This is a genomic window from Sphingomonas sp. 7/4-4, from assembly GCF_027941955.1.
GTDB lineage: Bacteria > Pseudomonadota > Alphaproteobacteria > Sphingomonadales > Sphingomonadaceae > Sphingomonas.
In genome coordinates this window covers 2775329-2787707 of sequence record NZ_CP115960.1, presented here as the reverse complement: position 1 = coordinate 2787707, position 12379 = coordinate 2775329, and the positions used below count along the sequence as shown (strand labels likewise).

Annotated in this window: 9 protein-coding genes and 1 pseudogene; 2 read left to right on the top strand and 8 right to left on the bottom strand. The window is 64.4% G+C overall.

Translation table 11 applies throughout. The features are described 5' to 3' along the window. Window positions 1–12 precede the first annotated feature (12 nt). Window positions 13–774: a hypothetical protein gene (locus PIB19_RS14005; protein WP_271237860.1), complete on the top strand. Its 762-nt coding sequence runs from the start codon at window positions 13–15 to the stop codon at window positions 772–774. Between the two features lie 369 nt (window positions 775–1143). Continuing rightward, complete coding sequence (locus tag PIB19_RS14000; protein ID WP_271237859.1) at window positions 1144–2598, top strand: serine hydrolase domain-containing protein; 1455 nt, start codon at window positions 1144–1146, stop codon at window positions 2596–2598. A gap of 138 nt (window positions 2599–2736) precedes the next feature. On the opposite strand, the gene PIB19_RS13995 is transcribed toward PIB19_RS14000, so the two are convergent. The 8 genes and pseudogenes from PIB19_RS13995 to PIB19_RS13960 form a co-directional block, all read right to left on the bottom strand. Beyond that, a complete protein-coding gene (locus PIB19_RS13995) occupies window positions 2737–4368 on the bottom strand; it encodes an alkaline phosphatase D family protein (protein WP_271237858.1) in 1632 nt (543 codons plus the stop codon). Next, window positions 4368–5684: a TonB-dependent receptor domain-containing protein gene (locus PIB19_RS13990; RefSeq protein WP_271240989.1), complete on the bottom strand. Its 1317-nt coding sequence runs from the start codon at window positions 5682–5684 to the stop codon at window positions 4368–4370. Before PIB19_RS13990 ends, PIB19_RS13995 begins: the two co-directional genes overlap by 1 nt. Continuing rightward, entirely contained in the window at window positions 5609–7609 is a 2001-nt protein-coding gene (locus PIB19_RS13985; protein WP_271237857.1) for a TonB-dependent receptor, read from the bottom strand. Before PIB19_RS13985 ends, PIB19_RS13990 begins: the two co-directional genes overlap by 76 nt. A 90-nt stretch (window positions 7610–7699) precedes the next feature. Then, window positions 7700–8308 carry a FecR family protein gene (locus PIB19_RS13980; protein ID WP_271237856.1) on the bottom strand — a complete coding sequence of 203 codons (609 nt, stop codon included), beginning with the start codon at window positions 8306–8308 and terminating at the stop codon, window positions 7700–7702. 271 nt (window positions 8309–8579) lie between these two features. Then, window positions 8580–8681, bottom strand: a pseudogene (locus tag PIB19_RS13975) (anti-sigma factor); the annotation flags it as partial. Further along, complete coding sequence (locus tag PIB19_RS13970) at window positions 8650–9252, bottom strand: RNA polymerase sigma factor (RefSeq protein ID WP_271237855.1); 603 nt, start codon at window positions 9250–9252, stop codon at window positions 8650–8652. The pseudogene PIB19_RS13975 and the gene PIB19_RS13970, both read right to left, overlap by 32 nt. A gap of 126 nt (window positions 9253–9378) precedes the next feature. Next, window positions 9379–10548: a hypothetical protein gene (locus PIB19_RS13965; RefSeq protein ID WP_271237854.1), complete on the bottom strand. Its 1170-nt coding sequence runs from the start codon at window positions 10546–10548 to the stop codon at window positions 9379–9381. 190 nt (window positions 10549–10738) lie between these two features. Continuing rightward, window positions 10739–12328 carry an amidohydrolase gene (locus tag PIB19_RS13960; RefSeq protein WP_271237853.1) on the bottom strand — a complete coding sequence of 530 codons (1590 nt, stop codon included), beginning with the start codon at window positions 12326–12328 and terminating at the stop codon, window positions 10739–10741. Window positions 12329–12379 lie beyond the last annotated feature (51 nt).

Genomic DNA, 12379 nt, shown 5'->3' with positions numbered 1-12379 from the left:
GAGGGTCGAGCCGTGTCCAATAATTGGTGCTTCGTCATTGGTCCGATTGGCGAAGCGGGAAGCGAAACCCGCAAAAAGGCGGATTTACTTCTCGAGCTCGTTCTTCGGCCAGTGTTGGCACCCTTGGGCTTCGATCCGATCAAGCGAGCCGATGACGACGCGGAGCCCGGCTCAATCACGGCGGCACTCATCAAGGACGTGCTCGAAGCACCGTTGGTGGTCGCCGATTTATCGGGGTTTAATCCGAATGCATTTTACGAACTGGGCATTCGGCACGGCGCGCAGCTTCCCACCATTCACATAACCACCGAACAGGTCGCTCTACCCTTCGACAATAAGGATCAGCGTACGATTTTTGTCGACTTGGGCGATTATAACAGCATCGTCTGCGCTAAGACGCGGCTAGAGAACGCTGCGGCGAGGACGTTGGAGTCCGATTATTCGGTCAGCAATCCGGTGACGCAATCCAAGGCGTTGTTCGAGCTCGGCAAACGTCAGGACCCACGTGATGAAGTACTGGCGGCCTTCGATGAACGAATGGCGAGAGTGGAGCGCGCGGTCGTCTCCCTCAGTGATCTGCCAAGCTTGGTCCACCGAAGCGCCTTGGACGCGTACCTGGAGCGCCCCAGTCTGGGCTCCGCGCATGCTGACCTATTGACCGCGGCGCGAGAAGCCTTGAGTGAGTCCCCTTCTCTCGCTGCAACACACCAGGCCGAATGGGCCGTTGCGAAGATGGCCGCGCGCAAAAAGCGCGGCTCTGATAGCCCGATGTAAGTCCGGTGCAAAGTGGCGTCGCCGATGGCCGGATCGGCCTCGCGCTGGCCGCGGCATTACTGCTAAAGCGGTACCGATGAGGAGGGTCGCTGGCTGACGCACCATGAAGCCGCGATGCAGCTGAATGCCGCGCGCACCAACCGCGGCGACGTGCGCCTGTATCTCCCCTCTACGTCCTGATTGGCTTTACACCGGCGCCCGGCCGGGCTCGATCCTGTCGCTGCGCTGGCCTCAGGTCGACCTCGAGGCCGGAAGTGACGCGGGTCCGTTCGGCGCGCTTCTCCTCGCGAGCCGCGTATCGGTCGCGCCTCCGCCGTAGCAACCTCGCCGCATGAATGGTTTACTCGGATCCGACCGAAGGAGATCCCCATGCTTTCGCTTGCGCTCACAATGTTGCTTGCCGCTGCAAGTCCCGGGTCATTCTCGGAATCTACTGTTTGCGGACAGGTTCCGCCGGCGGAGGGATCGCAATTGCCGTCGACGGTGACGGCGGTGCGCCTGGCCGGGGACTGGATCAATGTGATCAACACGGCGGATGACGCCACCTATGTCCGCTTCGTAAGGGATCGTGGCCCCGTGCTGCGGGATGGTCCGGAGCGGTGGCTGGAATTGCGGGACAATCTGCGCGGCATTCAGCTGTGCGGGGTCAAATCCGCCGATGCCGGCAGCGTGCAGCTGTGGAGCTACGATCCGAACTGGGATTCGTATGGCATCATGCATCTCAAGCTGGGCGCGACGCCCGCCGACAAGATCGAGTTCGTCTTCCTGGGAGGGAGCGAGGACGTTCCGCCCGGCGCCGCCAGGCCGGCGAAGCTCGCGCTGCCCATGCTGATCAAGGCCGTCGAAACGCGCGCGGCGAGCCGGACGGCGAAGGATCAGTTCTCGGGCGCGATCCTGCTGGCGCAGAACGGGCGCGTGCTGCTCCAGAAGGCCTATGGGCTGGCGGACCGCGAGAACCGCAAGCCTAACACGCTCGACACGCAGTTTCGGTTCGGATCGATGGGCAAGATGTTCACGGCCATCGCGATCATGCAGCTGGCCCAGGACGGCAAGATCGACCTGGAGGCGCCGATCGGACGCTATCTGGCCGATTATCCGAACCAGGACGTCGCGACCAAGGTGACCGTCGGCAACCTTCTCACCCATACGGGCGGAACCGGCGACATTTTCGGACCCGAGTTCGACGCGCACAAGGCATCGCTGCGCAGTACGAAGGATTATGTGGATCTGTATGGCGCGCGCGCTCTGGATTTCGCACCGGGAAGTCGCTCTTCCTACAGCAACTATGGCTTTATCCTGCTGGGACGGATCGTGGAGGAGGTCTCTGGCCTCAGTTACGACGCGTACATTCAGCGGAAGATCTTCGATCCCGTGGGCATGGCCTCGACGGGAAACCAGCCGGAGAGAGCGGTGCTGTCACGCCGGGCCGTCAGCTATATGGGGTCCGGGGCTCGGCTCAAGCGCGCCGATGAGACGCTGCCGCTCAACGGCACGGCCGCGGGCGGCGGCTATTCGACGGTCGGCGACTTCAACAGGTTCGTCAACGGCCTGACGTCCCATCGGCTTTTGCGGAGCGACACGCTTCAGAAGCTGATCGACGGCGGAATACGAACGAAGAACGGGCAGTTCGCCCCCTTCGATTTCGGCGGATCGATGGCGGGAACCGGACGCTTCATCGGACACGGCGGCGGTGCGCCGGGAATGAGCGGTTCCTTGCACCACTTCCTGAAGCGCGGCGTCACGGTGATCGTATTGGCCAATCGCGATCCCGGCGCGGCCGAGAGCATTGCGCTGTTTGCCGCGCATCGGCTGCCTGCCGATTGAGCGCGTGACGGCGCAAAGGCGGCCTTTGGCGCGAAATGAGCGTTGCTGAAGCCCGAGGCACCTGGCGGATTGGTCTCCGGCGCCCGAAAATCGCCGGCGTCGCGTTGCCGCCAGGCCCATGGCAAAGATTGCCGCGACTCAGTCCGCAAAGACTCTCCGCCCGCGTCGGACGTGCATCCGGTGCGTGCCCGCCATGGCCGTGTTTCTCGCCTTGATCGTCTGCAGGAACAGCCACTCGCCGGTGACGCGCTCGGGCGTGACTTCGAGCATCATATAGCCGCGCCGGCTGGTGTCCGCCCATTTGAGCTCGGGATTGGCGGCGATGAAGCCGCGGGCGACGATTGCGGGATCGGCGGCCATGCTGCCTTCCATTCCCTGAGAGGTGACGGCGTGGCCGGCGAACTCGACGCCGGCCGGCCGGCCGTCCTCGACCAGCGCATAAGCCCAGGCATTGTGGCTGTCGCCGGAGAGCATCACCAGATCCGCATCCGCCGCCTGCGCGGCCTTGAGCAATCGCGAACGCGCCGCGGGATAGCCGTCCCAGCGATCCATCCACATCGGCAGGCCGAGCTTCGCTGCGCGCGCATTGTTCCGGAAGCTCGCCACACTCTTCTCGGTGGCATCGGGACGAAGCCAGCTCACCGCTTCCTGCGGCATCACCGTCCGCCCGAGTATCGTCCCCATGCCGACCAGCTGCCAGGCAGTAGAGCGCGCATTGGCCTTCAGTGCATGCGCCAGCCAGCTTTCCTGTGTCGAGCCGAGCATCGTCGCCGAGGGATCGTGCCAGATCCCGTCGCGGAACGTCTTGAGCGCGGCATCGGGATCGGCCGCGTTGAACGTAGCGCCGATATCGGCCTGCCTTGTGCGCGCGAGCAGGCGGGATTCGGTCCGGTATAGCGTGGCGAGCGTCCCGATCGGATAGGCCTTCCACGGCTCGTCCGAGACCGGCATCCATTCGCGATAGACTTGCATCGCGGCGGCGCGGCGCAGGTTCCAGTCGCCCTCCTTCGCCGGCTGGTGGTTCTGCGCGCCGCCTTCCCAGCTGTCGTTGCTCGATTCGTGATCGTCCCAGAACGCCACCATCGGCGCCATCTGGTGCAGCCGCTGGAGATCGGGGTCCGCGCGGTAACAGGCGTAGCGCATGCGGTAATCGGCGATGGCGAGGATCTCATGTTCCGGTGCGAGTGCCCGATCGTTCAGCACCCGTACGTCGGTCGCTGCCGGCGTGCCATATTCGTAGAGGTAATCGCCGACATGGAGCCAGAGGTCGAGATCGGACCGCGCGGCGGCATGGCCATAGGCATTGAACCAGCCGTAGGGCAGGTTCGAGCACGAGAACACGCCCAGCCCGAAGCGGCCGGCATCGCCCACCGGCAGCGTCTTGGTGCGCCCGACCGGAGACTTGCTGCCGTCCGGTGCGACGAAGCGGTACCAATAGAGGGTTCCCGGCTTCAGCCCGTCCACGGTGATCTTCGCGGTCCAGTCGCGCCACGGACCGGTTTGCACGCTGCCGCCCGATACTGGCCTGGTGAAGTCCGGATCGAGCGCGACCTCGGCATCGAGCCGGATCGCATTGTCGCCCGCTGCCGGCACGTAGCGCGTCCATAGCAGCATCGAATCCGGGCCGGGCTCGCCGCTCGCCACATTGTGCGTGAAGCCTTTCGAGGCGAGGAGCTGCTGCGCGAGGCCCCGGCCGGCGGGCAGTACGAGCGCGCCAAGGCCGAGACCCGCGCCGACGATCAGGCTGCGACGATCGATATTGAGTGCCATCAGAAAGTGCCCTTGATCCCGAGGTTCCACATCGAGCCGTAGATCGTGTATTGCTGCACCCGGCCGGGGACGTTCGAATAGATCACGTCCGGCGCGTTGAAGATGTTGCGCCCCGCCAGCATCACTTCGAAATTCTTGTCGATCTTGTAGCTGGCGCTGAGGTTCCACAGCTCGCGCGGGGCGTGGTAGAGGATGCCGTTGTTCGCGGTGGTGGACGTGTTGCTCAGCGCGCTGGTGCGGTATTTGTCCTGCCAGTTGCCGGTGAGCTGGAGGTCGAACCCGCTATAGCTGTAACGGAAGCCCCAGTTCGCCGCCTTTTTGGGCATGTTCACCCGCTCGCCATCGGGGTCGATCATCGTCAGCGAGGCGCGCATGCCGAAGCCCTTGAGCGCGCCGGGCAGGAAGCTGAACTGCTGGTCATATTCGAAGATCACCCCTTCGTTGGTGCTGATCCCCGGCGCGTTCTGCGCGCTGCGGAAGATGTAGCCGGGATAGTCGCCCGAACTATAGCCGACATCCTCGGGATCGACGGTGATGCCGGTGACCTGCATGTCCTTGATGTCGAGCCGGTAATAAGAGACGCCGACCACGCCGGAGGGCTCGAGGAAATATTGGAGGCCGGCGAAATATTTGGTCGAATGCTCGGGCTTGAGCAGCGTGTTGGGCACGTTGACGATCTGGGTGTCGTCATTGACCGATACGACGCCGCCGAGATTACCGTAATCCGGCCGGAGGATCGATTGGCTGTAGGCGAACTGGCCGACGAGATTGTCGGTGAAATCGTATTTGATCCCGCCGCTCAGGAACCAGTCGTCATATTCGCCGTGCCGCGTCGAATAGCTGCCGCCGTTATACTGGTAGAGCAGGCCCTCGACCGTGCTGACCGACAGGCCGGCCGCAGTGACGTCCTTGACCGGGCGGATATTGGCGACCTTCGCGCCGGTCTTGGTCTTCTCGTAGCGCAGCCCGAGATCGAACCGCGCCCGGCCCGTGCGCGCCTGAACCTCGAAATAGCCGGCGAAGACGTCTTCCGTGACGCGCTTGTTGTTGTCGAGGTCGCGCTTCAGATTGCCGACGGTGTCGGGCACGAAATATTCCGGATGCGCCTTGAAGATATCGTAGGTCGCGTAATTGCTGTCGGCGCGCCAGTTCTGTGCGTTCATGTTGCCGGCATCGAAGCCGAGCATCTGGAACTGGTAGTTCTGCGTCCACGGGATCACCGCTTCGGGCGCGCGCTGGGTCAGGTCGCCGGTGGGGCCGACATATTGGAACTGGTTGAACGACCCTTCATTGGTGCGCCAGTCGTTGCGACGCAGCCCCCGCCGCCCAGCAGCGTGAACGGCACGCCGGCGACGTCGAACTTCTTCTTCAGGTCCAGATTGCCGCCGTACATCTCGTTCACGGCATTGGATTCGGACGTGCGGATATTGTTGCCGATATCGTCGTCGCGGTTGAAGTTCGCGGGATCGCCCCAGGGGCGGCCCGCGGTCTGGGTCAGCGTCCATTCGTTGGAATCTACCGAGGGGCGGTCCATCGTGAAGCCGATCCGGGTCAGCCAGCTGTCGGTGCGCTGGAAGAAGCCCTTGCTATTGTCTCGGAAGTTGAACTCGGAGCTCGAATAGCTGCCGCGCAGCACCGCCTCGAAGCTGTCGTCCTTATACTCGATCTTGGGCGCGACCAGCCATGCCGGGGTGCCGGCATAACGGTGCGAATATTGGGTGTGCAGCCGGGTGGCGGTCGTTCCGTTGGGATTGACCACGATATGGGTCGGCGTGGAATCCGCAGTGGCGCGCGTCGACGTCGTCGTGCCGAATATCAGGAAGGTGTACTGGTTGAAATATTCGACGTCGTAGAACGAATAGTTGCTGCGCAACGACAGGGTGAGCTTGTCGCTCGCCTTATAGTCGACGCTGAGGTTGGCGGCCTCGCGGTGGGTGAATTTCGGGCCCGGGCGCCACATCACCTGATAGGGAATCACCCGGCCGTTCGCGAGATACGACCAGTCGGTCTGGATACGGTCCTGCTGGACGTAATTGGCGTTGTAGCTGGCGTTGAACGCCACGCCGAGCGTGCCGTCGAGGAAGACGTCGGCGTAACCGATCTGCGCCGAGGGATAGATCCGCGCATGCTTCTTGTCGTCCGGGAAATAGGCCGAGGACAGGCCTGAATCCGAGGTCCCGACGCCGCCCAGCTGGAAACGCAGCAGCCGGCCCTTGCGCTGGAAGGCGTATTTGCTGCGCAGGTTGATATTGCCGCCTGGGGAGTCGGCATCCATGCTCGCGGTGAGCGTGTTGTTGAGCTCGATCGAATCCACGCCGGTGATCGACATCTGCTCGAACGAATTCTGGCGGCCGTTATTGTTGTTCGAGGTTGCGGTCGCCATGCGGGCGCCGTCGGTGGTGAAGGTCGAATATTTGGGGTCGAGCCCGCCAATGCGCACCGCGGTGGCGTCCACCTCGGTATAGTCGAGCGAAATGCCCGGCATGTTCTTCATGAACTCGCCGACATCGCCCATGGTGAGCGCGCCGAAATTGTCGGCGGCGACGACGTTCTTGGCGTTCGGCGCGGCGCGGCGCTCCATGATCGCGCTGGCCTGGCCCGAACGGATCGCAGTGACCACCAGTTCATTGTCGTCCGCCACGCTAGCCGTGTCGGAGAATGCCTGCAGCTGGACGTCGAGCATGGCGACCTCGCCGGCGACGACATTGGCGACGGCACGTGCCTCCTGCAGGCCGGTATATCGCACCACGACGGTCATTTCGCCTGCGGGCACGCCCGTCAGCCGAAAATCGCCATCGTCATCGGAAAGCGCGCCGATCGTCGTGCCTTCGACACGGACCTCGGCGTTGCGGACATATTCGCCGGTCGCGGTGTTGAAGACACGGCCGCGCACACTGCCGGTGCCGGCGCTCTGCACCTGTCCCGCGGTCGATGCGCCCGTCGAGGATCGCAGCGTGATGATCTGGCCGTCGTCGGTATCGATCCGCAGCGGCGTGCCGGCGATCAGGCGGCGAAGCGCCGTGCGGACGTCCATCCGGCCTTTGACCGCCGGCGTCGAAATTCCCTGCAGGTCGCGCGCCGGCGCGACGATCTGCACCTGCGCCTGGCGGGCGAGTTCCGGAATGGCGCGAACCGCCGGCTGCGCCGGAATATCGAAGATGCGCTCCTGCGCAGCGGCAGGCGCAGCGATCGCAAGCGCGACGACGGCAGCTCCGCAGCGGAGGAAATGACGAGAATGCATTTGGCCGACCCCCAATGGCATCGCGTTGGTCGCGACGTTCGGGATTGAGAGCCGTCAGCCGGCCGGTTCCGCTATCGGAACCAGAAATTTTTAATGCGCTGCACCATTGCGGGCGAGGACGACCTCGTCGCCCTGCTGTTCGAGCGTGGCATCGAATACGCGTGCAATGGCACGGCTGAACCCGACGGGATCGTTGGCGGCGAACAGTCCGGTCACCGGTTCGCGCGCGAGCTCGGGATCGCGGATCTGGATGCGGATGTCGCTGTAGCGCGCGAAGGTTTCCGCCGCTTGGCTCAGCGTTTCGCCCTCGAAAGCCAGCTTCCCCTCGCGCCAAGAAAGCTCGCGCGAGACGATCTCCGGCGCGATCAATTGCGGCTGCTCGGACCGATCGTCGGACAGCAGCAGCCGTGTGTTGGCGCCGAGCGCCACATCGGCCTGGTTCGGCGCCGCAAGGTCGACCCGGCCCCGATCCACCAGCACGTCGACGGGGCTTCCGCCGAGCTTGCGGACGCGGAACCCCGCCTGCGTCGTTCGCAGCCGGCGTCCGTCGACTTCGACGGTGAAGGGCCGCGGATCGCGCGCCACCGAGAAATAGGCTTCGCCCTCGAGCAACGTGACGCGGCGCGCTTCCGCATCCTCCTTGATCCGGATGCGGCTCGCGGTGTTCAGCAGCACGGTCGAGCCGTCCTTGAGCGGCACCAGACGAGATCTCGCCGCGCCCGGTGCTGATCACTGCCCCCGCCGGAGGGATGTTCAGCCCCAGCGCCACCAGAGTGGTCGCAGCCACTGCCCCGCCCGCCCAGATCAAAGTCTTGCGGCGGGAGATGCCCGGGGGCGACTGCCGGGGCTCCTCGAACGCGGCGGGATCGAAATCCGGCCCGAGCGCCTGCGCGGACTCGCTCCTCATCGACAGCGCCTGCGCGCGCAGCAGCGCGCCCTTTCTGCGGGGATCGCCCTGCAGCCAGGCCTGGAATGCTTCGTCTTGTCCCGGGGTCAGCGGCCCACGATCCAGCCGCGCCGTCCATTCGGACGCCGCCTGATCAATGTCTCGACTGGTTTCTCGCTCGGCCATCTAACGCGGCAATCTCCGGTTCCATCTGCCTAGAGGTTTGGGACGATGCCTTTCCGCCACGCCCGAACCAATCAATCAAGAATCGGATGCCTCGTGAAATATGCGTTTCGACCGTATTCTCCGATATGCCCATCTGCGCCGCGATCTCGCGCTGTGGCAAGCCTTCGACGCGGCGAAGGATGAAAGCCTCACGCGTCTTGGCCGGCATCGCCGCGATCGCGCGGGCGAGCTGGCGCAATTCGTCCCGGTCGATCGCATGCTGTTCGGGCGAGGCCGCATCGTCGGGAGGGTCGAATCGTTCGAGATCGTCGACTGCGTGGATCGGGACGATCCGCGTGCGGCGGACATGGCGAGTGATGACCGATCGCGCGACCTGGAACAGATAGGCCCGCGGATAATATATGGTGTCGACGGTCTCGAGCTCGGCGAGGATGGTATAGGCTTCCTGGATGATGTCGTCGGCATCGAGGCCGGGCAACGGGCGCCGGACCAGCCAGCCGCGAAGCGCAGGCTCGTGTGGCAGGATATTGCGCAGCAGCCAGCGTGCTCTTTCCCTGTCGGTGCCGTTCATTCCTGACCCGCTGACCGGACGTTCGTCCGCTTGCGGAGCACCCGGCCAGGACGACCGGACGGCACCGCTTGATTCGAGACGATGCCTAGCCCGCGATTGTGACACTCAGGCTTCGGACGCGCCCGCTCAACGGCCGGCCGGAGCCCTTGCCGGCCGTTGCCGCTCTTCCGCCGTCATCGGCACGAACGGCTTTTCCGGGTTGCCGGTCCAGCGCATCAGCGTGAGATCGGCGCTCTGCCGTCCCTTGCCGCCGGAATTGACGGAGAAGTAGAACAGCCCCTGGCCGACGGGCTGCGAGCCGACATCGGCCTTCTGGTTCCATCCGCGGATTCCGGTGGCCGGGTCCTTGAGCCCGTCCTGGGCGAGGCCGAGCAGCATGCCCTGCTCCCAGCCTTTGCCGCCGGGTCCCGGCACTCCGACGAGATCGGCGCGCACGGGCTTTTCGCGCGCGTCGACGGCGAACAGCAGGTAATTGGGGAAGGACGGCTTCTTCCCCGGATAGACGCCGAGGAACCAGCGCTGCAGCGTCTCGTCATAAGAGAGGTTCTGCACGCCGTATTGCGTATTGCCGGTGCGGACGAAATATTTGCCGCGCGCCGTGGCGGGGCCGCGGCGATGCGGAGCCGCCTCGGTGAGCGGGCTGGCGTAGCGGCCCCAATCGGCCACGTCGTACTGGAGCAGCACCTGGTGGTCGTTGTCGGCCCGGCCGGTGTTGCCGTAGATGCCATAGGCGACAGTCAGATAGCGTTTGCCGTCGCTGCGTCCGAATGCCGGACCGAACGCCACGCCGTCTATGCCGGAACATCCGTAGCGATGATCGGGCGTCGCGGCGACGTCGCCGTCGAATTTGCCGTCGCCATCAAGGTCCGCCGAATAGTCCCGGGCGACTTCGGGCAGATAGACCGTGCGGAAGATCGCGGTCCGGCTCGCCTCGACGCCGATCCGGTCGAGCCCGCGCACGTCGATCACGGCGATATAGAAGGCCTTGTCCTTCTTATATTCGAGCGAGCCGTAGAGCTTCCCGTCGGCGGGGTTGAAGTCGAGATCGCCGAGATGTCCCGTCCAGCCGACCAGCGTGCCGACGAGCTTCCCGCTGAAATCATATTTCGCGAGGAGGTTGGTGAAGGAATAATAGATGTAGCCGCCCTGCACGTCGACGGCGATGCCCTGCACATGACCGGAATCCCAGGTGCCGCCATTCTGCGTGCGCGGCAGGCCGGCAATCGCGGCAGGGCTGGCCAGCTGGACCGGTGCCACGTTGGCGGAAGCGAGCAGGAGAGGAAGAATAAGGTACATCGCGTCCTGCGGGTAAGCGGGCTTCGAAGCATCGACCTGCCCCCGCAAGATTGCATCTTGAAGACGGGCCCCGTGGTCCCGTTCCCTGTTTCGTGCGGATCGGAGCGCGGGACACGCATCCGCTGGCCGCCGAAGGTGAAGCATCATGCTCCTCGGCGGCCAGCATCAAGAGACGGGCGCTATGGAACGATCAAGGCGCGGTGGTCGTCAGCGTCGGGTATTTGATGCCGAGCTGTTCGAGATAGGTCGGATATTTGGCGGGATCGTAGTAATATTTCTCCATCTCCGGCCGCATCTCCTTCATGAGCTTCTCGTTGAGCCAGATCGCAGGCTTGTCCTCGGCGGTCAGTGCCGGATCGTATTTCACCTCCTTGGTCTGGACGTCGGTGAAATAGGTCTTGGCCTCGGCGATCAGCTTGGGCGTGGTGGCGAGATCGAGCACGGTCATCGCCACCGCCTTGGCACCCGCCACCGCGCCCTTGTGCGCGATCGGAGTCGCCATCGCGATCGCCGCGGTGACGTTGTGGCCGATCATGCTGGGGATATTGGACGGAAAGCGGATGGTGATGGTCGGCACCGTCCACATGATGTCGCCGATATCGTCCGAGCCGCCGCCCATCGATTCACCGCGCGAATCGGGAGTGGAGATCTTGCCGACGGTCGCCTCGAGCGGCTTCAGCTTGAGGCCGTTCGCGGTCTGCGCGGCCTTGGCGAAGGCCTGGTCGTCGCTGGTCCATTTCGGCATGCCGACCAGCTCGATATTCTTCTGCGCTGCCTCGGCGAGCGGGCGGTTGCCGTAATTGGGCGCGGCATAGCCGAGCACGCGGTGCGTCACGCTGGTTCCCGTCGCCTTGGCCGCGGCCTCGGAGATCGTGTTGCCGGTCTCGTAGAGCTCGCGGATCGTGTCGAACTTCTGTTCGCGGAAATAATACCAGACGGTCGCGTCGCCCGGCACGATGTTCGGCTGGCCGCCGCCATTGGTGATCACGTAATGCGAGCGCTGCGTGAGCGGCAGGTGCTCGCGCCGCATGTTCCACGCGATGTCCATCAGCTCGACGCCGTCGAGCGCGCTGCGTCCCGCCCAGGGCGCGCCCGCGGCATGCGAGGTCTTGCCCTTGAAGTTGTATTCGACCGAGACCATCCCGTTATTGCCCATGTCGCCCCAGCCGGTGCCGAAGCCCGATCCGACATGCGTGAAGATCGATGCGTCGACGTCCTTGAACAGGCCGGCGCGGACATAATAGGCCTTGGTGGCGAGCAGTTCCTCGGCGACGCCGGGCCAGAGCATCAGCCGGCCTTTGATGCCGTGCTTGATCATCACTTCCTTGGCCGAGAGCGCCGCCGCGACGATCAGCGGCATGCCCGAATTATGCCCCTCGCCATGCCCGGGCGCGCCGGGCACCTGCGGCTTGAGATAGGGCAGGCCGGGCGTTTGCGAGAGGCCGAGCAGGCCGTCGATGTCGCTGCCCAACGCGATCAGCGGACCGCCTTCGCCCCAGGTCGCCGTCCATGCCGTGGGAATGCCGGCCACGCCGCGGGTGATCTTGAACCCGTTCTTCTCGAGAATGCCGGTCAGATATTCGGAGGTCTTGAACTCCTGAAAGCCGGGCTCGGCGAAGCTGAACACCGAATCCACCATTTCCTGGACCAATTTGGCCTTGGCGTCGACGCTGGCGGCCGCCTCCGCCTTCAGCCCGGCGGAGGCCTGCGCATGGGCAGTGGCGGGAACGAGCACGAGCGCGGCGCCGAACGAAAGCGCAGTACGAAGCTTGATGTTCATGGGAGCTCTCCTGGTGACGAATTTGAGGAAGTGCCGGCGCGAGGAAATTCG